The sequence below is a fragment of the Pseudomonas sp. B21-021 genome (assembly GCF_024749205.1).
GTDB classification, from domain to species: domain Bacteria; phylum Pseudomonadota; class Gammaproteobacteria; order Pseudomonadales; family Pseudomonadaceae; genus Aquipseudomonas; species Aquipseudomonas paraglycinae.
The window spans coordinates 2,639,369-2,662,313 of the sequence record NZ_CP087192.1 but is presented as its reverse complement, the minus strand read 5'-3'; the positions used below and the strand labels follow the sequence as shown (position 1 = coordinate 2,662,313).

At 58.0% G+C, this 22,945-nt stretch carries 13 protein-coding genes, 2 tRNA genes, 3 rRNA genes and 3 pseudogenes; 8 read left to right on the top strand and 13 right to left on the bottom strand.

What is annotated here, in order from left to right; all coding sequences use genetic code 11:
- Positions 1–53 precede the first annotated feature (53 nt).
- Positions 54–731, top strand: a complete 678-nt coding sequence (locus LOY31_RS11840; RefSeq protein ID WP_221533526.1) for a type 1 glutamine amidotransferase domain-containing protein — start codon at positions 54–56, stop codon at positions 729–731.
- A gap of 118 nt (positions 732–849) precedes the next feature.
- Positions 850–1,974, top strand: a complete 1,125-nt coding sequence (locus tag LOY31_RS11835) for an alkene reductase (protein WP_085605073.1) — start codon at positions 850–852, stop codon at positions 1,972–1,974.
- On the opposite strand, the pseudogene LOY31_RS11830 reads toward LOY31_RS11835, so the two are convergent.
- The 9 genes and pseudogenes from LOY31_RS11830 to LOY31_RS11790 all read right to left on the bottom strand — a co-directional run.
- Positions 1,953–2,201, bottom strand: a pseudogene (locus LOY31_RS11830) (GGDEF domain-containing protein); the annotation flags it as partial. The gene LOY31_RS11835 and the pseudogene LOY31_RS11830 overlap by 22 nt on opposite strands.
- A gap of 11 nt (positions 2,202–2,212) precedes the next feature.
- Positions 2,213–3,757 (bottom strand): class I SAM-dependent methyltransferase, encoded by a 1,545-nt coding sequence (locus tag LOY31_RS11825; protein WP_085605076.1) that lies wholly within the window; start codon positions 3,755–3,757, stop codon positions 2,213–2,215.
- 79 nt (positions 3,758–3,836) lie between these two features.
- Positions 3,837–4,292: a VOC family protein gene (locus LOY31_RS11820; protein ID WP_085605079.1), complete on the bottom strand. Its 456-nt coding sequence runs from the start codon at positions 4,290–4,292 to the stop codon at positions 3,837–3,839.
- Positions 4,293–4,416: 124 nt separating this feature from the next.
- Positions 4,417–4,532 (bottom strand): 5S ribosomal RNA (gene rrf / locus LOY31_RS11815).
- 156 nt (positions 4,533–4,688) lie between these two features.
- Positions 4,689–7,579 (bottom strand): 23S ribosomal RNA (locus LOY31_RS11810).
- A gap of 244 nt (positions 7,580–7,823) precedes the next feature.
- A tRNA-Ala gene (locus LOY31_RS11805) sits at positions 7,824–7,899 on the bottom strand.
- 30 nt (positions 7,900–7,929) lie between these two features.
- Positions 7,930–8,006 (bottom strand) — tRNA-Ile (locus tag LOY31_RS11800).
- A gap of 81 nt (positions 8,007–8,087) precedes the next feature.
- A 16S ribosomal RNA gene (locus tag LOY31_RS11795) occupies positions 8,088–9,624 on the bottom strand.
- Together the 16S, 23S and 5S rRNA genes with 2 tRNA genes alongside form the textbook arrangement of a ribosomal RNA operon.
- 641 nt (positions 9,625–10,265) lie before the next feature.
- Positions 10,266–11,222 (bottom strand): threonine dehydratase, encoded by a 957-nt coding sequence (locus tag LOY31_RS11790; protein ID WP_258713308.1) that lies wholly within the window; start codon positions 11,220–11,222, stop codon positions 10,266–10,268.
- A 97-nt stretch (positions 11,223–11,319) separates the two neighbouring features.
- On the opposite strand from LOY31_RS11790, the gene LOY31_RS11785 reads away from it, so the two are divergent.
- Positions 11,320–12,165 (top strand): AraC family transcriptional regulator, encoded by an 846-nt coding sequence (locus LOY31_RS11785; RefSeq protein WP_085608930.1) that lies wholly within the window; start codon positions 11,320–11,322, stop codon positions 12,163–12,165.
- A 61-nt stretch (positions 12,166–12,226) separates the two neighbouring features.
- Positions 12,227–13,066: a glutathione-dependent disulfide-bond oxidoreductase gene (gene yghU / locus LOY31_RS11780; protein ID WP_258713594.1), complete on the top strand. Its 840-nt coding sequence runs from the start codon at positions 12,227–12,229 to the stop codon at positions 13,064–13,066.
- A 54-nt stretch (positions 13,067–13,120) separates the two neighbouring features.
- Here the strand turns inward: yghU and LOY31_RS11775 are convergent.
- Positions 13,121–13,228: pseudogene (locus LOY31_RS11775) on the bottom strand (DUF2269 domain-containing protein); the annotation flags it as partial.
- Between the two features lie 150 nt (positions 13,229–13,378).
- Positions 13,379–14,024, bottom strand: a pseudogene (locus LOY31_RS11770) (LysE family translocator).
- Between the two features lie 155 nt (positions 14,025–14,179).
- Between LOY31_RS11770 and glcD the strand changes: the two are divergent.
- The 4 genes from glcD to LOY31_RS11750 all read left to right on the top strand — a co-directional run bounded on the left by glcD (position 14,180) and on the right by LOY31_RS11750 (position 19,709).
- On the top strand, positions 14,180–15,679 hold the full coding sequence (glcD, locus tag LOY31_RS11765) for a glycolate oxidase subunit GlcD (RefSeq protein ID WP_258713307.1): 1,500 nt from the start codon (positions 14,180–14,182) through the stop codon (positions 15,677–15,679).
- The gene (gene glcE / locus LOY31_RS11760; RefSeq protein ID WP_221533121.1) at positions 15,679–16,743 is read left to right on the top strand and encodes a glycolate oxidase subunit GlcE; all 1,065 of its coding nucleotides are present in this window, start codon (positions 15,679–15,681) and stop codon (positions 16,741–16,743) included. The genes glcD and glcE overlap by 1 nt, the downstream gene beginning before the upstream one ends.
- A gap of 3 nt (positions 16,744–16,746) precedes the next feature.
- A complete protein-coding gene (gene glcF / locus LOY31_RS11755; protein WP_221533120.1) occupies positions 16,747–17,979 on the top strand; it encodes a glycolate oxidase subunit GlcF in 1,233 nt (410 codons plus the stop codon).
- Between the two features lie 959 nt (positions 17,980–18,938).
- The gene (locus tag LOY31_RS11750; RefSeq protein WP_221533119.1) at positions 18,939–19,709 is read left to right on the top strand and encodes a helix-turn-helix transcriptional regulator; all 771 of its coding nucleotides are present in this window, start codon (positions 18,939–18,941) and stop codon (positions 19,707–19,709) included.
- A 65-nt stretch (positions 19,710–19,774) separates the two neighbouring features.
- Here LOY31_RS11750 and LOY31_RS11745 read toward each other — a convergent pair whose 3' ends face one another.
- Positions 19,775–21,730 (bottom strand): MacB family efflux pump subunit, encoded by a 1,956-nt coding sequence (locus tag LOY31_RS11745; RefSeq protein WP_221533118.1) that lies wholly within the window; start codon positions 21,728–21,730, stop codon positions 19,775–19,777.
- A 2-nt stretch (positions 21,731–21,732) separates the two neighbouring features.
- On the bottom strand, positions 21,733–22,881 hold the full coding sequence (gene macA / locus LOY31_RS11740) for a macrolide transporter subunit MacA (RefSeq protein WP_085608936.1): 1,149 nt from the start codon (positions 22,879–22,881) through the stop codon (positions 21,733–21,735).
- Positions 22,882–22,945: the final 64 nt, after the last annotated feature.

The following is a 22,945-nucleotide window of genomic DNA, read 5'->3' as shown; positions in this document are numbered from 1 at the left end:
TCCTGTGCGAATCCCTTGCTCATGAACGCCGCCAGACCAACCCAGGGTGCTCTATGAAAATCTTGATGGTTTTGACTTCCCACGATCAACTCGGCAACACCGGCAAGAAAACCGGCTTCTGGCTCGAAGAGTTCGCCGCCCCCTACTACGCCTTCAAGGACGCCGGTGCCGACGTCACACTGGTTTCGCCCGCTGGCGGCCAGCCGCCGCTTGATCCGAAGAGCGACGAGCCCGACGCTCAGACGGCTGAAACCGATCGCTTCCGCCAGGACCCTGCGGCCCAACAGGCACTCGCGAGCACCGGCCGCCTGGCCGACGTCCGCGCCGAAGATTTCGATGCCGTGTTTTATCCAGGTGGCCATGGCCCGCTCTGGGACCTGGCCGAAGACAAGCATTCGATTGCCCTGATCGAAGCCTTCGCACGCAGCAACAAGCCCCATGGCTTCGTCTGCCATGCGCCGGGGGTGCTGCGTCATGTCGTCGACGCAGACGGTAAACCGCTGATCCAGCATCGCGAAGTGACCGGTTTCACCAATTCCGAAGAGGCGGCCGTCGGTTTGACGGATGTCGTACCTTTCCTGATCGAAGACGAGTTTCAGCGTCTTGGCGGTCGCTATTCCAAAGTTGCCGACTGGCAGGTTCATGTAGTGACTGATGGAAAACTGGTGACCGGCCAGAATCCTGCCAGTTCGGCAGCTGTCGCCGAAAAACTGCTGAAGCTGCTGGGCTAGAGCTTTCCGCTACATCCTCGAACAACTGATTCGGACACCGTGTGTGCGTTGCACGGTGTTCTTTTTTCGCCATTTTAATAGTCGACTGGTCTAATAAGACCATGAACAAGGTATTTCCATGAACCACAGCAGTTTCTTTACACCCGTCACCCTGGGCCGCCACATCCTCAAAAACCGCATAGTCCTGCCACCCCTCACCCGCCAGCGCAGCACCCAACCGGGCAATGTCGCCAATGAATTGATGGCCGAGTATTACCAGCAACGTGCCGGTGCCGGTTTGCTGGTGACTGAAGGCACCCAGATCGAGCCTCGTGGGCAGGGATACGCCTGGACTCCAGGCATTCATACACCCGAACAAATCGTCGGGTGGCGCAAGGTCACCGAGGCTGTCCACGCCAGTGACGGCGTGATTTTCGCGCAGCTATGGCATGTCGGTCGCGTATCCCATACTGCCCTGCAACCCAATGGTGACGCACCGGTGTCGGCCTCCGCCATCGCCACCGACCGGGTCAGTGTGTTCATCGAAACCGCGCCCGGTGTGGGCGCTCTGGTTCCGCCGTCCGCGCCTCGAGCGCTGACCACCGATGAAGTCCAGGAACTGGTTCAGCTATACATCCAGGCGGCGCGCAATGCCATGGACGCCGGTTTTGACGGTATCGAACTGCACTGCGCCAATGGTTATCTGGTAAACCAGTTCATCTCCGCCCACAGCAACCTGCGCACCGATCAGTACGGCGGTTCGTTGCACAATCGCCTGCGTTTTCTGCGCGAAGTAGTCGCCGGGGTCGCCAAGTGCATCGGCAAGGAAAAAGTCGGTGTGCGCTTCGCGCCGCTGTTCACCACCACCGATGAAGCGCGGACTTACCTGGGCATGGTCGAGGAAGATCCGCACACCACTTACATCGAAGCGATCAAGGTGCTGCAAGACGTCGGCATTGCTTACCTGTCTATTGCAGAAGCCGACTGGGACGACGCGCCAGTGATGCCGCAAACCTTCCGTCGAGCGGTGCGCGACACCTTCGGCGGCGCGATCATTTACGCGGGTCGCTACAACGCCGAAAGCGGTGCACGCTTGCTGGAATCAGGACTGGCGGATCTCGTGGCTTTCGGTCGTCCGTTCATGGCCAATCCGGACCTGCCCGCGCGCATCGCCAATGACTGGCCGCTGAATTCGCTGAACCCGGCTACGGTGTATGGCGGTGATGCCGAAGGCTATGTGAATTACCCGGTGTACGCAGAGTAGCTTTCGTTGCCAACACTTTTTGCAAGCCCGTTCCGGACCGCCCCTTTGGCTTGATACAGCGCCTGATCTGCCGCAGCGATCAGGCCTTGTACCGTGTCCAGTTGCGACCCTGTGGCGGCCGCAATGCCGATGCTCACACTCACTCGGCCGAATGGACTGGTCCGGTGAGCGATAGGCTCTTGCGCCAAGCGTTTCAGGATTATTTGCGCCACGACCGCTGCGCCGTCCCTCGTCTCGACTAGACGATTTTCAAAGCCTTGAGAATCACCAGCGTACTCTCGGCAAACGCTTGGGCCTGCACGGTCAGTTCGGCAAGGTTTTCTTCCGCGGTGGTCAAGGCCTTGCCATCCTTGAGGAGACCTTCGCCCTGGCCGCCGATGATGCCCCATGCCAGTTGCGCCCATTCAGCCGGGTGCTTTTTGCCTTGCTTGATCGATATCAGGAACAACTGCTGGAAGCGGCTGACCGTCACGCCACCACCGGTCACCGGACTCGCCAGGGTCTGAATCTTGTTGCCATACAACGAACGCTTGCACAGCTGCAGGTTGAGGGTATTGCAGCGGGCCTGCACGAGCTTTTCGGCCGCCTCGCTCTGACAGGGCGCCACGACGCCCATGCCGATCAGCACGTTGAGGGCTTGCTCCACATCGCCATAGGTCAACGAGGGCACGAGATCCAGCAAGTGCCGCAAGGTCTTCGACACATAGGCGTCATCCGCCAATCCCGCAAGCACCGGGCCATAGATCTCTGCCTGCAACGTGGCTGCGCCTGCCGGACCGGTGACATTGGCCGGCACGCTTTCAGCCGCCTGCAACAGGACGAAGCGCGTGCTGAGCATGCGCTCGCGGTGCTCGGAGGCCGACAGCCTGTTGGCGCCACGCACATAGAGGTCCCGACGGAAACTCTGGTTCACAAAGTAGTCACGCGCCTGCTCGCGCATGACGGGATGGTCGATACCTTCCAAAAAGTCCATGCCTTCCGCGCTCAGGTTGAGGGGGTCGACGGAGTCCAGCGGCACGGCTGTCGTGGCGTAATCGAGCTTGGCGGGTGCCAGGGCATCAACCACGTCGGTGAAATACATGCAGTTCCAGTCGCGGTTGAAATACTCATGGGCGACGTACTGGCGGTCCTGACCCTTGATGCTCTGGAGCTTGGCGTCCAGACCCGGTGCGGAGTTGGCATATTTAGGATTTGCAGCCAGCAGCGCTTCGGAAAATTGCAACGCGGCGTCAATACGCTGATCAGGACGCGCAGAGGCCTGACTGGCGAAACGGTCGTGCAGGCTAAACAGCTGGCGCAACGGTGCCTGAGGCGACCAGCCCGGGAAGCAGTTGTAGCTGACGTAGAGCAGACCACCAGGCTTGAGATGACGACGGACGAACTCGACGATCAACTTGTGGTTGTCGCGGCTGACCCAGGTCCAGATGCCATGCAGGCTGATGCTGTCGAACTGAGGTAAGTCATGGCGGGCCAACAACTGCTCGAAGCTGTCGTCATACAGTCGCGCATCGCTGCCCCAGTCTTTAGCCAGTGCGATGGCATGGGACGCCTGACCCGGGTGAAAGTCGGTGCCGACATAAGAACCCGGATTGCCTGCGGCATGGATGTTGATCGAAACGCCCTGACCAAAGCCCAGTTCACAGTGGTAACCGTCGGTGCTCTCCAGCGTGGCGAAACCGCGCAACAGCAGACAATAACGCTGGAAAACCGGATTGATTTCCCGGCTATACCCGTAGGTGTAGCCTTCGTCCGTGAAATATCCCTCGTTCCAGGCATTGCTCATGCGTGCACCCTTTTCTTATATCGGAAGTGAAAGTCGCTCTTATACGGGGTAGTCGTGGCGTATCACAAGAGGAAAAACGTCAGGCAAACGCCTCCTCGATAAACGCCTCCAGCGTTTTTTCTTCGAGGATTTCGATCGAGAAGTGGCCAAAGCGTTTGGGCAGCCAGATGATGCGCGCCCCTGACGGCGATTGCAGGTGTTCGCGGGCCAGCGGTTTACCGTTTTCATCTTCTGGCTGCACGCCTTCGGCGACCAGTTCGTCGTAGGCTTTTTCGATGTCGGGGGTCGAATAGCAGTGACGGTAGATCATGCCCTCGCCTGCGCTATCCAGGAGCTCCCGCAGATTCCCGGCCAATGGCTGAACCAGCATGAAACGCTCCTGCCCGATCAACGCAATCGCATAACGCACATGCAGGCCGCCCCGCTCCCACACCAGCGTCCTGGAGATTCTCGCCTTTAAAATCTTCGCGTAATACGCACAGGCCTCTTCGAGGTTGTTGACGAGTACATCGACGTGACTGAACTTGAGTTGCATGGCCTGCCTCCTGCCGAACGGAGGCTCATGGTAAACATCAACGGGCTCGCTGACGCGAGCAAAAACTTTCCTTCGGGCAAAACAAAACCCCAACTGCTTTCGCAATTGGGGTTTCGGAATTTAATCTTGACGATGACCTACTCTCACATGGGGAAACCCCACACTACCATCGGCGATGCATCGTTTCACTTCTGAGTTCGGGATGGGATCAGGTGGTTCCAACGCTCTATGGTCGTCAAGAAATTCTGGTACTGAGTCGTGACCAGATGGCCTCGCTTCAGCAAATTGGGTATGTGACAGCTTTCGGTGTTTTGTGAACTCGAACTTTCGGTTCATTTTCGTCTTCACACACCGCAATCTGGTCTCTTTCGAGTCTACAGATTGCTTGGGTGTTATATGGTCAAGCCTCACGGGCAATTAGTATTGGTTAGCTCAACGCCTCACAGCGCTTACACACCCAACCTATCAACGTCGTAGTCTTCGACGGCCCTTCAGGGAACTCAAGGTTCCAGTGAGATCTCATCTTGAGGCAAGTTTCCCGCTTAGATGCTTTCAGCGGTTATCTTTCCCGAACATAGCTACCCGGCAATGCCACTGGCGTGACAACCGGAACACCAGAGGTTCGTCCACTCCGGTCCTCTCGTACTAGGAGCAGCCCCTCTCAAATCTCAAACGTCCACGGCAGATAGGGACCGAACTGTCTCACGACGTTCTAAACCCAGCTCGCGTACCACTTTAAATGGCGAACAGCCATACCCTTGGGACCGGCTTCAGCCCCAGGATGTGATGAGCCGACATCGAGGTGCCAAACACCGCCGTCGATATGAACTCTTGGGCGGTATCAGCCTGTTATCCCCGGAGTACCTTTTATCCGTTGAGCGATGGCCCTTCCATACAGAACCACCGGATCACTAAGACCTACTTTCGTACCTGCTCGACGTGTCTGTCTCGCAGTCAAGCGCGCTTTTGCCTTTATACTCTACGACCGATTTCCGACCGGTCTGAGCGCACCTTCGTACTCCTCCGTTACTCTTTAGGAGGAGACCGCCCCAGTCAAACTACCCACCATACACTGTCCTCGATCCGGATAACGGACCTGAGTTAGAACCTCAAAGTTGCCAGGGTGGTATTTCAAGGATGGCTCCACGCGAACTGGCGTCCACGCTTCAAAGCCTCCCACCTATCCTACACAAGCAAATTCAAAGTCCAGTGCAAAGCTATAGTAAAGGTTCACGGGGTCTTTCCGTCTAGCCGCGGATACACTGCATCTTCACAGCGATTTCAATTTCACTGAGTCTCGGGTGGAGACAGCGCCGCCATCGTTACGCCATTCGTGCAGGTCGGAACTTACCCGACAAGGAATTTCGCTACCTTAGGACCGTTATAGTTACGGCCGCCGTTTACCGGGGCTTCGATCAAGAGCTTCGCGTTAGCTAACCCCATCAATTAACCTTCCGGCACCGGGCAGGCGTCACACCCTATACGTCCACTTTCGTGTTTGCAGAGTGCTGTGTTTTTAATAAACAGTCGCAGCGGCCTGGTATCTTCGACCGGCGTGGGCTTACGCAGCAAGTGCTTCACCCTCACCGGCGCACCTTCTCCCGAAGTTACGGTGCCATTTTGCCTAGTTCCTTCACCCGAGTTCTCTCAAGCGCCTTGGTATTCTCTACCCAACCACCTGTGTCGGTTTGGGGTACGGTTCCTGGTTATCTGAAGCTTAGAAGCTTTTCTTGGAAGCATGGCATCAACCACTTCGTCGCCTAAAGGCAACTCGTCATCAGCTCTCGGCCTTGGAATCCCGGATTTACCTAAGATTCCAGCCTACCACCTTAAACTTGGACAACCAACGCCAAGCTGGCCTAGCCTTCTCCGTCCCTCCATCGCAATAACCAGAAGTACAGGAATATTAACCTGTTTTCCATCGACTACGCTTTTCAGCCTCGCCTTAGGGACCGACTAACCCTGCGTCGATTAACGTTGCGCAGGAAACCTTGGTCTTTCGGCGTGGGTGTTTTTCACACCCATTGTCGTTACTCATGTCAGCATTCGCACTTCTGATACCTCCAGCAAGCTTCTCAACTCACCTTCACAGGCTTACAGAACGCTCCTCTACCGCATCACTTACGTGATACCCGTAGCTTCGGTGTATGGTTTGAGCCCCGTTACATCTTCCGCGCAGGCCGACTCGACTAGTGAGCTATTACGCTTTCTTTAAAGGGTGGCTGCTTCTAAGCCAACCTCCTAGCTGTCTAAGCCTTCCCACATCGTTTCCCACTTAACCATAACTTTGGGACCTTAGCTGACGGTCTGGGTTGTTTCCCTTTTCACGACGGACGTTAGCACCCGCCGTGTGTCTCCCATGCTCGGCACTTGTAGGTATTCGGAGTTTGCATCGGTTTGGTAAGTCGGGATGACCCCCTAGCCGAAACAGTGCTCTACCCCCTACAGTGATACATGAGGCGCTACCTAAATAGCTTTCGAGGAGAACCAGCTATCTCCGAGCTTGATTAGCCTTTCACTCCGATCCACAGGTCATCCGCTAACTTTTCAACGGTAGTCGGTTCGGTCCTCCAGTCAGTGTTACCTAACCTTCAACCTGCCCATGGATAGATCGCCCGGTTTCGGGTCTATTCCCAGCGACTAGACGCCCTATTAAGACTCGCTTTCGCTACGCCTCCCCTATTCGGTTAAGCTCGCCACTGAAAATAAGTCGCTGACCCATTATACAAAAGGTACGCAGTCACAGAACAAAGTCTGCTCCCACTGCTTGTACGCATACGGTTTCAGGATCTATTTCACTCCCCTCTCCGGGGTTCTTTTCGCCTTTCCCTCACGGTACTAGTTCACTATCGGTCAGTCAGTAGTATTTAGCCTTGGAGGATGGTCCCCCCATATTCAGACAAAGTTTCTCGTGCTCCGTCCTACTCGATTTCATGACTAAGAGATTTTCGCGTACAGGGCTATCACCCACTATGGCCGCACTTTCCAGAGCGTTCCGCTAATCTCAAAGCCACTTAAGGGCTAGTCCCCGTTCGCTCGCCACTACTAAGGGAATCTCGGTTGATTTCTTTTCCTCAGGGTACTTAGATGTTTCAGTTCCCCTGGTTCGCCTCTTGCACCTATGTATTCAGTACAAGATAACCATCTTGTGATGGCTGGGTTCCCCCATTCAGACATCTCCGGATCAAAGTCTGTTTGCCGACTCCCCGAAGCTTTTCGCAGGCTACCACGTCTTTCATCGCCTCTGACTGCCAAGGCATCCACCGTATGCGCTTCTTCACTTGACCATATAACCCCAAGCAATCTGGTTATACTGTGAAGACGACATTCGCCGAAAATTCGAATTTCTCAACTAAGAGAACTCACAAATTTTACCTTAGCCTGATCACCACCAGTGAAAGTGGATCTCAGTCTATCTTTCTATCACATACCCAAATTTTTAAAGAACGAACTAGTCAAAGACTAGAAATCAACATTCACCATCACAACGATGGAATGCTCATTTCTAAGCTCTTACTTCAGAAGCAGTAGTGGTGGAGCCAAGCGGGATCGAACCGCTGACCTCCTGCGTGCAAGGCAGGCGCTCTCCCAGCTGAGCTATGGCCCCGTATTTCTACAGGCGTTTCCCACACAAAATTGGTGGGTCTGGGCAGATTCGAACTGCCGACCTCACCCTTATCAGGGGTGCGCTCTAACCAACTGAGCTACAGACCCAATTTCGGGCTGCTTCTTTCGTCTTCTTCAATGAATCAAGCAATTCGTGTGGGAACTTATGGAGCAGCTGATGTCGTCGATTAAGGAGGTGATCCAGCCGCAGGTTCCCCTACGGCTACCTTGTTACGACTTCACCCCAGTCATGAATCACACCGTGGTAACCGTCCCCCCGAAGGTTAGACTAGCTACTTCTGGTGCAACCCACTCCCATGGTGTGACGGGCGGTGTGTACAAGGCCCGGGAACGTATTCACCGCGACATTCTGATTCGCGATTACTAGCGATTCCGACTTCACGCAGTCGAGTTGCAGACTGCGATCCGGACTACGATCGGTTTTATGGGATTAGCTCCACCTCGCGGCTTGGCAACCCTTTGTACCGACCATTGTAGCACGTGTGTAGCCCAGGCCGTAAGGGCCATGATGACTTGACGTCATCCCCACCTTCCTCCGGTTTGTCACCGGCAGTCTCCTTAGAGTGCCCACCATAACGTGCTGGTAACTAAGGACAAGGGTTGCGCTCGTTACGGGACTTAACCCAACATCTCACGACACGAGCTGACGACAGCCATGCAGCACCTGTCTCAATGTTCCCGAAGGCACCAATCCATCTCTGGAAAGTTCATTGGATGTCAAGGCCTGGTAAGGTTCTTCGCGTTGCTTCGAATTAAACCACATGCTCCACCGCTTGTGCGGGCCCCCGTCAATTCATTTGAGTTTTAACCTTGCGGCCGTACTCCCCAGGCGGTCAACTTAATGCGTTAGCTGCGCCACTAAGAGCTCAAGGCTCCCAACGGCTAGTTGACATCGTTTACGGCGTGGACTACCAGGGTATCTAATCCTGTTTGCTCCCCACGCTTTCGCACCTCAGTGTCAGTATCAGTCCAGGTGGTCGCCTTCGCCACTGGTGTTCCTTCCTATATCTACGCATTTCACCGCTACACAGGAAATTCCACCACCCTCTACCATACTCTAGCTCGCCAGTTTTGGATGCAGTTCCCAGGTTGAGCCCGGGGATTTCACATCCAACTTAACGAACCACCTACGCGCGCTTTACGCCCAGTAATTCCGATTAACGCTTGCACCCTCTGTATTACCGCGGCTGCTGGCACAGAGTTAGCCGGTGCTTATTCTGTCGGTAACGTCAAAACAGCAAAGTATTAATTTACTGCCCTTCCTCCCAACTTAAAGTGCTTTACAATCCGAAGACCTTCTTCACACACGCGGCATGGCTGGATCAGGCTTTCGCCCATTGTCCAATATTCCCCACTGCTGCCTCCCGTAGGAGTCTGGACCGTGTCTCAGTTCCAGTGTGACTGATCATCCTCTCAGACCAGTTACGGATCGTCGCCTTGGTGAGCCATTACCTCACCAACTAGCTAATCCGACCTAGGCTCATCTGATAGCGCAAGGCCCGAAGGTCCCCTGCTTTCTCCCGTAGGACGTATGCGGTATTAGCGTTCCTTTCGAAACGTTGTCCCCCACTACCAGGCAGATTCCTAGGCATTACTCACCCGTCCGCCGCTGAATCCAGGAGCAAGCTCCCTTCATCCGCTCGACTTGCATGTGTTAGGCCTGCCGCCAGCGTTCAATCTGAGCCATGATCAAACTCTTCAGTTCAAACATCTTTGGGTTTTTAAGAAACCCTAAACTTGGCTCAGCAATCGTTGGTTACATCTTTGATTTCTCGCGGAGTAACTTGTGATGCTGATAATCTTGTTGACTATCAGTCTGACTCCACAAGCACCCACACGAATTGCTTGATTCAGTTGTTAAAGAGCGGTTGGTTAAGATCTTTCGCCTCAACCGAGGCGCGCATTCTACAGCAGCCTCATTTGCTGTCAAGTGATTATTTTCAGAAGTTTTCGAAGATTTCTTCAACAACTTCAACCACTTGCGCTTCCGATCTCTCGTTAGCGGGAGGCGAATTCTACAGCGTTACACGCTGCTGTCAACACCTCTTTTTCTCCGCTTTCGACCGAGAAGATCGAACCGTTGAAAGCACCCAACAAACCGGCATTTCCAACTCCTTCCAGGCTTCGATGAACTGAAGCGACCCGCTCTCGAAACCTACTTAACTCATTGAATCTCAAGGAGTTTTCCGTTTCTACTGCGCCGGAAGTGGGGCGAATTATAGAGACTCAAAATCTGCCGTCAACCCTTAATTTGCGTTTTCTATCAAGAGAGGGAAAAAGGCCGCTTCTATATAGACGCGAACGTATCGCTACCACTGAATGCCGACCCCGCCTACACATCCGTAATCAACCAATCACCATCGCATACACCGACCGGTCGATATTCCCCCCGGACAGAATCACCCCGACCTTCTTCCCCTCCATCCTCCCACGCTCCTGCATCAACGCAGCCAACGCTGAGGCGCCTGCACCCTCTGCAAGGTTATGGGTATCGGTGTAATACACACGCATGGCTTCGGCAATCTCGCCTTCGCTGACCGAGATGATCCTCGCCGCCCCTTCCTTATAGATGTCGAACGCCTGCGCAATCGGCTTGCGCACAGCCAGGCCATCGGCAAAGGTATTCGCCGACGCCGTTTCGCAGATCACATTCGCTTCGAACGACAGCTTGGCAGCTGCGGCCTCCGTCGACACCACCCCCACCACTTCAGTATTCAGTCCTAGCGCGTCGCGAGCAGCGATGACACCACAGATCCCCGATCCGCAGCCGATGGGCACGTAAACCGTATCCAGATCCGGCGCCGTAACGAACAGCTCCAGCGCATAGGTCGCCACGCCCTTGACCAGTTCAACGTGAAACGGCGGCACCAGAAAAAGGTCATGCTCCTGCGCCAGGCGCGCCGCCTCTTCACGGGCCTCGTCAAAATCACGCCCGTACTCGACCACCTCACCACCAAAGCCGCGCATGGCATTGTTCTTTTCCACCGAGTTGCCCTGCGGTACTACGATCAACGCTTTCAGGCCCACCGCCCGCGCTGCCAGCGCCAGACTCTGACCGTGATTGCCGCGCGTCGCGGAGACGATGCCTTTGACAGCCGGATGCTCACGACGCAGCCAGTGCATGAAGGTGATACCACCACGCACCTTGAAGGCGCCGGTCGGTGTGTGATTTTCATGCTTGACCCAAACGGTGCAGCCCAACCGCTCGGCCAGCAACGGCCAACGGTATTGGGCGGTAGGCGGCATCACCTGGTAAACCTGGCGGGCAGCGTTTTCGATGTCGTCGCGAGTGAATGTGTGCATTTAGATGGCTCCCTGGACTTTGGCCCAGTCTAGGCACGGACGCACCACGTCGGCTTTCAAAAAACCGACCTGACTTTTATCCGACCTCTTCTCTACTATGGTGCTCATGAACCATCGAAACCGGCGCCACCCCATAACCGTCGCTGAACCGATACGTCGTATCGAGGCCGGTCCGTGGGCGATCGAGCTGCTGCCGGGCGCAGCCTACTCGGCGCGGTACGTGGCGACCCAGTCAGCGATCGGCTTTGCCTTCGACAGCCAGCACGGCGTGCACGCCATTGGTACTGACCGGATACGCCCCTTCGATGCGATGCCCAATGGCCTGGCGTTTGTTCCGGCTGGATGTGACGTGCTGTCCGAGTCGCCCATGGGCGGCGAGTACCTGCGAGTGATACGCACCGACGGCACAGCACTGGCGGGTGACCGGGCGTTCAACAATCGCATCGACCCGCAGGCCATTCACCTCGCGTCGCGAATGCGCAGTGCGTTGCTGCATGCCTCTCTGGAGGATGACTGGGAAAGCTGGGCGCTCGGTCTGGCGGAACGGGTCGAAGGTCATGAAGCGGTGTCGCCTCCAGGCTCGATCACCAGCAGCCGCATGCGCCTGCTGGATGAATTCATCGACGCCGGTCTCGGCAATCCGCTCGCCGTCCCGGCGATGGCGCAATTGCTGGAGTTGTCCGAGGGTTACTTCATGCGTGCCTTCAAGCAGGCAACCGGCAAAAGCCCCCACAGTTACCTGATCGACAGACGATTGGCCAAAGCCCGAGCGTCAATGCGCGATACAACGGACAGTCTTTCGCAGATCGCCCTCGCCTGCGGTTTCAACTCGCAGGCGCATATGACCACAGTCTTCAAACAGCGCCTCGGCGTGAGTCCGGCGCAATTGCGCACAGGTTCGCGCCCACGCTCTGCCGCTGACGAACAGTATTCTTCTATATAGAGGGAGTGGCCGGCGACGATGTGGCCACATGATATTCCTCGCAACCGATGAGGTCCGTTTCATGAGCAAGGCGCCCTACGCTCCACCCAAGGTCTGGAAACACATCGCTCCGTCCGGCGGCCAGTTCGCCAGCATCAATCGCCCGATTGCCGGGCCGACGCACGACAAGACGCTGCCGACCGGCAAACACCCGTTGCAGCTGTACTCACTAGCCACGCCCAACGGCGTGAAAGTGACCATCCTGCTTGAGGAGTTGCTGGCGCTTGGGCGCACCGACGCCGAGTACGACGCCTGGCTGATCCGCATCAACGAGGGCGACCAGTTCTCCAGCGGCTTTGTCGAGATCAACCCCAATTCGAAAATTCCGGCGCTGCTGGATCGCAGTGTAGAACCGGCCATTCGCGTCTTCGAATCCGGCTCGATCCTGCTCTATCTGGCGGAAAAATTTGGCGCCTTCCTGCCCACCGACCTGGCGGGACGCACCGAAACCCTGAACTGGCTGTTCTGGCAGATGGGCTCGGCGCCGTATCTGGGCGGTGGCTTCGGGCATTTCTATGCGTATGCGCCGGAAAAGCTCGAATACCCGATCAACCGCTTCACCATGGAAACCAAGCGGCAGCTGGATGTGCTCGATCGCCGCCTGAGCGAAAGCCCCTACCTTGCCGGCAACGAATACACCATCGCCGACATCGCGGTCTGGCCTTGGTACGGGCAATTGGTGCGCAACAACGTGTACTCCGCCGCCGAGTTTCTTTCTGCCCATGAATACGTCCACGTGCAGCGCTGGGCGCAAGAGATTGCCGAACGGCCTGCGGTGATTCGTGGCCAGCGCGTCAACCGGACGTGGGGCGATGAAGCGAGCCAGGTTCCAGAGCGACATCAAGCAAGCGATCTGGATTGAGCTTCGCCTGATACGACGCGACGTCCGGTGCGGGTGTATCGGGCGTTGCGTTCGCTACACCAACAGGTCGACCCACTGCCCCGGCGTCATCTTCGTCACCATCAGCAGCACGATCACGAACATCCCCAGAAAACCGGCAACATCCATCCAGAACCATTTTCGGCAGCTCGATGTCAGGCATCTCAATCAAATGCCGATCAAATGCCGGCTGACAATGCTGCCGAAACTCCCATAACCGCCGACCACTAAAACCCTGAGTGTCACGCAATGCTTCCTTGAATGGATGACTGATTTCAGTCGGACGGCTTTTACTTACGCGGCCTGCCGACGCATCGTCAGAATCGCAGCCCCGAAACCAATAAACGTAGTCCCCACTACGCGACTGACCCATCGGGACAGTGCAGGCCGGGTCAGCACGCCCTTGGCGCGGGAGGCGAGCGCGGCGTAGAGCGTCAGGGATGTCACCGACAACGCCATAAAAATCGAGGTGAGGATCAGAAACTGCGGCAGCAATGTCGCGCCCTGATCGATGAACTGCGGAAACAGTGCAGTGAAGAACATTGTCGCCTTGGGATTGGTCACGGCCGTCAGGAACGCTGACTTGTACAGTTTGCTGCGAGTGGGCCGGACTTTCTTCGACTCATCTTCCACGCTCTCGGGGAGCATCGAATCCTTTCTGAACATCTGCCGGATCCCGAGGTAGAACAGATAACCGGCACCGATGATTTTCACCGCGTTGAACAGCATTTCGGAACTGGCCAGCAACGCCCCCAGGCCGAGCATCGCCGCAGCCGACAGACAGACAGAACAGACCGCTGGCATTGCCGAGAGATGACCAGATCGCGCTACGCTGACCGTGGGCCAGGCTGTTGTTGATCGCCATCAGGGTCGCAGGCCCCGGGCTTGCGATGGCAATCGCGGCAACCAGGGTAAAGGCCAGAATCGAGTGAGAATCCATTTTCCATGCTCGTTGGGGTGAGGTGGCCGCATATTACAGGAGCACGCGGGACAACGGACCTCCGGCCGCTACGCTTTACTTCTCGGTGTCAGCGGCCCAATGATGGAAAACGGCACCGGCCTCGAATAACGACAACGGAGGGTCGTCCACCGATCATGAACATTCTTTACGACGAACAGGTCGACGGCGTTTTGCCCGACGTCGACAAAGCTGCACTGTTGCAAGCCCTGCAGCGCCAGTGGCCGGATCTTGAAGTCCTGCATCAGCTTGAAGAACTCAAGCCGTATGAGTGCGATGGCCTCTCCGCCTATCGCACCACGCCCTTGCTGGTGGTACTGCCACGGCACATCGATGAAGTTCAGGGCGTGTTACGGATCTGCCATGAGCGGCGGGTTCCGGTGGTGGCCAGAGGCGCCGGGACCGGTTTGTCCGGCGGTGCCCTGCCGCTGGAAAAAGGCGTGTTGCTGGTAATGGCGCGTTTCAACAACATCCTGCACATCGACCCTGAAGCCCGCACCGCGCGGGTTCAACCCGGGGTGCGCAACCTGGCGATTTCCCAGGCCGCTGCGCCTTTCGGGCTGTATTACGCGCCTGATCCTTCCTCGCAAATCGCCTGCTCCATCGGCGGCAATGTGGCGGAAAACGCCGGCGGCGTGCATTGCCTCAAGTACGGCCTGACCGTGCACAACCTGCTCAAGATCGAGATCCTCACCGTCGATGGTGAACGCCTTACGCTGGGTTCGGAGGCACTGGACTCTCCCGGCTTCGACCTGTTGGCACTGTTCACCGGCTCCGAGGGGCTGCTCGGCGTCATCACCGAAGTCACGGTCAAACTCTTGCCCAAACCCCAGACTGCCAAAGTGCTGCTGGCAGCATTCAACTCCGTGGAAAAGGCCGGCCGCGCCGTGGCCGACATCATCGCCGCCGGCATCATTCCCGGTGGCCTGGAGATGATGGACAACCTGGCGATCCGCGCCGCCGAAGACTTCATCCACGCCGGTTATCCGGTGGATGCCGAAGCCATTCTGCTTTGCGAACTCGATGGCGTTGAGGCTGATGTCCACGATGACTGCGCGCGGGTCCGGCAAGTGCTCGAACACGCCGGCGCCACCGAGTTGCGCCAGGCCCGGGACGAGGCCGAGCGCGTGCGATTCTGGGCCGGACGCAAGAATGCCTTCCCCGCCGTGGGCCGGTTGTCGCCGGACTATTACTGCATGGACGGCACCATTCCACGCCGCAAGCTACCCGGCGTACTGCACGCGATTGCGCAGCTTTCAGCCGAATATGGCTTGCGGGTTGCCAACGTCTTCCATGCCGGCGACGGCAACATGCATCCACTGATTCTGTTCGACGCCAATCAGCCCGGCGAACTGGAACGTGCCGAAGCGCTGGGCGGCAAGATCCTCGAATTGTGCGTGAAGGTTGGCGGCAGCATCACCGGTGAACACGGCGTGGGCCGGGAAAAAATCAACCAGATGTGCGCGCAGTTCAACCGTGATGAGCTGACCCTGTTCCACGCCGTAAAAGCAGCCTTCGACCCCGGCGGCCTGCTCAATCCCGGCAAAAACATTCCGACCCTGCATCGCTGCGCCGAATTCGGTGCCCTGCACGTGCACCACGGGCAATTGCCCTTCCCCGAACTGGAGCGGTTCTGATGGGTGATACCAAGGATTTCGATGACAGCGCCGCGCTGCTCGAACAGGTCAACCGGGCACTGGAAACTGCTACGCCGCTGCGTATCCAGGGGGCGAACAGCAAGGCGTTTCTCGGACGCATCATCGGTGGCGAGATTCTCGACACCCGCGCCCATCGCGGCATCGTCAGCTACGACCCGACCGAACTGGTGATCACCGCACGCTGCGGTACCCCGCTGGCAGAACTGCTGGCTGTGCTGGACGGCTCGCAACAGATGCTGGCGTGCGAACCGCCCGCCTTCGCCGACGACGCCACGGTCGGCGGCATGATCGCCACGGGCCTGTCCGGGCCGCGTCGACCGTGGTCGGGATCGGTGCGCGATTTCGTGCTGGGCACACGGATCATCACGGGGCATGGCAAGCATCTGCGCTTCGGCGGCGAAGTCATGAAAAACGTCGCCGGCTACGACCTGTCGCGCCTGATGACCGGCAGTTACGGCTCGCTGGGGGTCACCACGGAAGTTTCGCTCAAGGTGCTGCCCAAATCGCGCGCGTGCCTGAGCCTCAGTCTGGAAATGACCGGCGAACAAGCCCTGCTGCGTCTGGCCGAATGGGGCCAGCAGCCGTTGCCGATCAGCGCCGCGTGTCACGATGGCCGGCAATTGCGCTTGCGTCTGGAGGGTGGTGAAGGTTCAGTGGCGGCCGCCCATGATCGCCTTGGCGGAGAGCTGATCGACAGTTCCTTCTGGGCCGACCTCAACGAGCAACGCCTGGGCTTCTTCGATGAAGACCAACCGCTCTGGCGCCTGTCCGTGCCGCTCAATACGCCGCCGCTGAACCTGCCCGGCGAGCAGTGGCTCGACTGGGGCGGCGCGCAACGCTGGCTCAAATCGACAGCCGAAGCGGCGACCATTCGCAAAGTGGTCGGCGAAGTCGGCGGACATGCGACCTGCTACAGCCACGGCCTGATCGATGAACCGTTCCATCCTCTGACGCCCGCCCTGCTGCACTATCACCGCCAACTCAAACGACAACTCGACCCCCGGGGCATTTTCAACCCCGGGCGTCTGTACGCGGAGCTTTGAGCCATGCAGACCACCCTCAGCCCGCAAGCCCGACAACTGCCCCGCGCCGAAGAGGCCGAAAGCATCCTCCGCACATGCGTTCATTGCGGATTCTGCAACGCGACCTGCCCGACTTATCAATTGCTCGGCGATGAACTGGACGGCCCGCGCGGACGCATCTATTTGATCAAACAGGTGCTTGAAGGCAACGAAGTCACGGCGAAAACCCAGCAACACCTGGATCGCTGCCTGTCGTGCCGCAACTGTGAAACCACCTGCCCTTCCGGCGTGGATTATCACAACCTGCTCGACATCGGCCGAGCGGTGGTCGACGCCGCCGTCCCGCGGCCGCTCGGGCAGCGCCTGTTGCGTGAAGGGTTGCGAAACATCGTGCCCAATCCGCGGTTGTTCAAAGGGTTGGTCAATGGCGGTCAGATATTACGGGCGCTACTGCCCGATGCCCTGCAAGACAAACTGCCACGCAACGCGGTGATGCCTGCATCACGTCCCGTCATCTCACATGCAAGGCAAGTGCTGATGCTGGAGGGTTGCGTGCAGCCGGGCTTGTCACCCAATACCAATGCAGCAGCGGCACGGGTGCTGGATCGTCTGGGCATCAGCGTGATCCCGGCCCGCGAGGCTGGTTGTTGTGGCGCGGTGGATTATCACCTCGCCGCCCAGGCCACCGGCCTTGACCGCGCCCGTCACAATATTGATGCGTGGTGGCCGGCCATCGAGCGGGGTGCAGAGGCGATCGTGCAGACCGCCAGCGGTTGCGGTGCGTTCATCAAGGATTATGGGCATTTGCTCGGTGCCGATCCGGTCTACGCCGAGAAGGCAAGACGTGTCAGCACGCTGGCCCGGGATCTGGTGGAAGTGCTAAGAGACGAACCGCTCGAATCCCTCGGCATCCACGCCGATCAGCGCCTGGCCTTTCACTGTCCCTGTACTTTGCAACACGCGCAGAAACTGGGCGGTGCGGTGGAGTCGGTGCTGACTCGACTGGGCTTCAACCTCACGACTGTGCCGGACGCACATCTGTGCTGTGGCTCGGCAGGCACCTACTCACTGACTCAGCCAACACTGGCCCGGCAGTTGCGCGAGCAAAAACTCAATGCCCTGGAAAGCGGCCATCCGGACGTCATCGTCACCGCCAATATCGGCTGTCAGGCGCACCTCGACGGTGCGGGGCGCACGCCGGTCCGGCACTGGATCGAATTGGTGGATGCCGCGCTGCCTTCGCTGACCGAGGCGTAGGATCGCTGGCGAGGGCCAAACGATGGGCGAAAAAAAACCGCCTTTGCGGGGCGGTTTTTCGGTAAGCCTTAGTTTGCGGCTGGGCTTGATGCATCTCACGGACAGCACTGACGTAGCGGAATACTATTTATCTTTGGCGTTCGTTGCAACGTTATTTTGCATGTGTATTGAATGTCATTATGTGAAGCCAAGGGCGGTCTTGACGGGCATTCAGAAGGCCTGATCATGCTGACAGAAATAACGAATTACAAAACTTGTCAGGCCTTTATCCAGGATCCTCAAAATCCCGTCATAAGACAGGTTAGTATGCGGACGCTCACTCGACAGTGCATACGTGAGGTTTGGCTGGAACCATAACGGTTTCATGCCCTTCGACACGGTTTTGCACCCGTGCCGGAATGATGGCTCGGAGGGATCACAACCGGCCGCCTCACGGACAGCACTGACCTGTCTGTCCGAAGGCACACATGATCCGGTAAGTGCGCTGGAGGTTTGGCCCCCGACCTGGAGGCCAAAACGTATGAAGCTGTTGCTGCGTACGCTGAGCCTCGTATGGAGATTGTTTCAAGCGTTCCGCTTCTACGAATTCCTGCGAGACCATTTCAACGATCTGAAGTAACCGGTCGTTGATGCGGGAAGAAGCCCGTTTCAGTTTCGGCTGAAACGGGCTTTTTTATGCGCGTTAATAGCTGTCATAAATAGGACTTACCTGAAAACCTCTGTAGGACATTTCATTAATCACTTCGAAGACCTACGAACTTATTACCGCGACACGGGCAGCACCCTTCGCGCCACGCCACTCAGCCTGGTTATGAGCTAATAACCCCTTCATTAAACGGTCGCTCAAACGTTGTACTAGGATAGGATCCAAATTTCCCGATTTGTGGTCGCCGGCCAAGGACATCAGCCGGAGAGTCGGGAAAGCGCAATTCCCCCATTGCTACTCATGGATGAAACACATGAACTCACATCTGTTCCCTCACATCGGCAAAGTCATCGCCAGCACCGGCAGCCGGCATTTTCCGCGGATGCTGCATGACCTGATCCTCACCCAACTGGCCGTGGATGCCACACATATCCGGCAGATGCGCGTGGAGCCGGTCGGACGTGCGCAACCTCGCACCGATCCTGAATGCGCCAAAGAGGCGACGCTGACGGCCGAGACGGTGTATTCCGAACTGAGCACCGATCCCGGCAGCAGCGACGTGCCCGCCCCTGAACCCTCCACGGTCACCGATGCTTCGCAGTTGCACCTGACCCGACGCAAGGACGGTTACCGTTATGTGATTTCCGTGTACCGCTGCGGGCCGTCGAAGCGGTTTTCCGCCCGGGAGCGCAGCCTGTTACAGGACATCTCCCCGGTATTGCTGCCGATGGTGGAAAAGCACATCCACGCGCTGCAACCGGCGAATGCGGATCCCGAGGCGCAAGCCGCAGCGACCGAAGCATCGCTCCAAGGCCTGGAAACCCTGCGATTGCGTTTTTGCGAGCGCGTGCAGCAACTGGGCCTGAGCCTGTCAAACCGGGAAATGGAAGTGTGCGTCGGCCTGCTTGCCGGCCGCACCGCGCCTGAACTGGCCGAACAGTTGCAACTGAAGGTCAACACCGTCGAGAGCTACCTCAAGCGTGCCGCCATCAAACTGGGAATCAGCGGCCGCCATTCGCTGATGCGCTGGATGTATTCACCTGAAGACTGCCCTGCCGCCTGCGATCCGTCCAACGCGGCCTGATCGTTCGCGCGCCTGTAAATAAACCGCCGCCCTGCCAGGGACGGCGGTTTTTTCATATCCACCTTTCAGTCGCGCGCCAATGCCTCGATCGGGTCGAGCCGCGACGCATTGCGTGCCGGCACGAAGCCGAACACGATGCCGATCAGCGTCGAACAGATCACCGCCGTGAGCACCGAGGTCAGCGAGAACACCATTTCCCACTCCTTGATGAACAACGAGAACAGATGACCGATGGCGTAACTCAACGAAATACCGATGGCCCCGCCGAGCAGACAGACCATCACCGCCTCCACCAGAAACTGCTGACGGATGTCCGACTGCCGCGCCCCCACCGCCATGCGAATACCGATCTCGCGGGTACGTTCGGTGACTGATACCAGCATGATATTCATCACGCCGATGCCGCCGACCACCAGCGAAATCACCGCAATCAGCGACAGCAACAAGGCCAGTGAGCGGCTGGTTTTCTGCACGGTCTGCATCACGCTGTCGAGGTTGTTGGTAAAGAAGTCCTTGGTGCCGTGACGCTGCAGCATCAGTTTGTTGACGTTGTCTTCCACCACCTTGCTCGGCTGGCCGTCCTTGATCCGCACGCTGATGCTGTCCAGGTAACGCTGGCCCAACAGCCGCCCGGCTGCGGTTTCATAGGGCACCCATACGTTGAGCGACTTGCTCGACGAGAAGATGTTCTTGTTCTCCGCCGCCACGCCAATCACGGTGCACGGCAGGTTGCCGATCAGGATCACCTGCCCCAGCGGATCGACTCCTTCGCCGAACAATCGATGGCGGGTGTTGTGATCGATCACCACCACCTGCGCCTGGCGCCGGGCATCGCTTTCGCTGAATGCAATGCCCGACTCCATCTTGATTCCGCGCACCTGAAAGTACAGATCGCTGACGCCGTTGACCTGGGCATCGAGGTCAATGTTGCGATAGCGCAGCAACAGATTGCGCCCGACCACCGGCGTGGCGCTGTCGACGTAATACAGCTGATTGAGCGCGGCCACATCCGCCGGCACCAGGGTTTCGATGGCCGCCGAGCGGCTGTCGCCGAAACTGGTGCCGGAATAGATATCGATGGTGTTGCTGCCGATGGCCTGAATGTCCTTGAGCACATAGCGCTTGGCCCCTTCGCCGATGGCCGAGATCGACACCACCGAGGTGATACCGATAACGATCCCGAGCATGGTCAGCAAGGTGCGCATCCGATGGGAGATCAGCGCGACCCAGGCCATGTTGAACGCTTCCTTGAACAACCCGAGGCTGGCCACCAGACGCCGCGCTGCCGTGGACTTGGGCACCGCGTCCTCATTGGTCAGTGCCGTGGTGTCGCGCTCGTTACGCCGGTCGCTGAGGATTTCGCCGTCGCTGACTTCGATGATGCGCTCGGCGTTGGCCGCGACCTTGGGGTCGTGAGTCACCAGAATCACCGTGTGCCCGGCCGCGTGCAGCTCCAGCAGAATCCGCATCACCTCCTTGCCGCTGGTGGTATCGAGGGCGCCGGTGGGCTCGTCCGCGAGAATCACTTCGCCGCCGTTCATCAGCGCCCGGGCGATACTCACCCGCTGCTGCTGACCGCCCGATAGCTGGCTCGGGCGATGCGTCAGATGCCCTTCCAGCCCAAGGCGCGCCAACAATTCACGGGCCCGCGCATGCCGTTGTGGCTCCGGCGTGCCGGCGTAGATCGCCGGCATCTCGACGTTGTGCATAGCACTCAGATGCGGCAGCAAGTGGTAGCGCTGGAAGATGAAGCCGAAATAGTCACGACGCAGTTCGGCCAGCGCCTGATTGTCCAGATCCCGGGTTTCCCGGCCATTGATCTTGTAGCTGCCGGCCGTGGCGTAATCTAGGCAGCCGAGAATGTTCATCAAGGTCGATTTGCCGGAGCCCGAGGCGCCGATGATCGCCACCATTTCCCCGGCGTGGATCGTCAGGTTGATGTTCTTAAGCGCCAGAAATTCACGGTCGCCCGCAGTGAAACTGCGGCTGATGCCGGTCAGTTGCAGCAGAGGTTCGGTCATGCTCATGCCCCTGCCACTTTCGTCACCGGATCACCGATCACCACCCGGTCACCTTCGGCCAGACCGTCGTTGACCTGCACCTTGACGTTGTTATTGATCCCGGTCTGCACATTGCGCGACTGCGCCTGGCCCTTGGCGTCCAACACCCGCACCGGGAAACTGCCGTCGTTGTTGCGCGGACCCAGCGCCGCGACCGGAATCGTCAGCACCGATTTGGCGGTGTCGAGCACCACCCGCACCTGAGCCGTCATGGAAATACGCAGACGATGATCGGGGTTCGGTACTTCGAACAACGCGTTGTAGAACACCGCCGTGTTCTGCTTCGGCGTGCCGGCGGGCGGGGTTTCGAGGAAGTTCTGCGGCGCAGGCTCGGTACCGCGCAGCTTGCCGTAATAACGCTTGTCCTCGCCGAGAATGGTGAAATACACCTCCTGCCCCGGCGCGATGTGAATGACGTCGGCCTCCGACACCTGAGCCTTGACGGTCATGGTGTCCAGGTCCGCCAGTTTGAGCAGGATCGGCGCCAGTTGGTTGGCGATCACGGTCTGTCCTTCCTGAGTCACGATGCCCACCACATCGCCGTCGATGGGCGCGACGATCCGCGTGTAGGCCAGGTTGACCTTGGCGGTGTCGATCTGGATATGCGCACTCTTGATCTGCGCGTCCAGCGACAACAGATTGGCCTGCTGCACTTCGTAGTTCGATTGCGCGGTTTCGAAATCCTGCCGCGAAATCGAGGCGTCCTCCTGCAGGTTCTGATAGCGCTCGTAGATCGCCTTGGTCTGGCGCAGCTGAGCCTGAGTCGCCCGACGCTGGGCTTGCAGATTCTCCTCATCGACCTGTGCCTGACGCAGGGTGTTCTGCAGCACCAGCGGATCGATTTCTGCGAGCCACTGGCCCTTCTTGACCTTGTCGCCGACCTTGACCTTGAGCGACTTCAACTGGCCCGAAACCTGGGCACCGACGTCCACCTGCTTGATGCCCTCCAGCAAACCGGTGGCCAACACTGCGTTTTCAATGTCAGCGCGTTCGACCGTGGCGGTCAGGTATTGCGGTGCCTCGGCCGGCGCCTGCACCGTGTAGAACACCAACCCGGCCACCAGCGTCAACGCGACTCCCAGACCGACTTTGCGCAACTTCGACTGTTCCATAAATGACCACAATTCCGTTCAGGGTTGAGCCCGGCCAGCGGCCGGGTTCCAGGATAAAGACTTC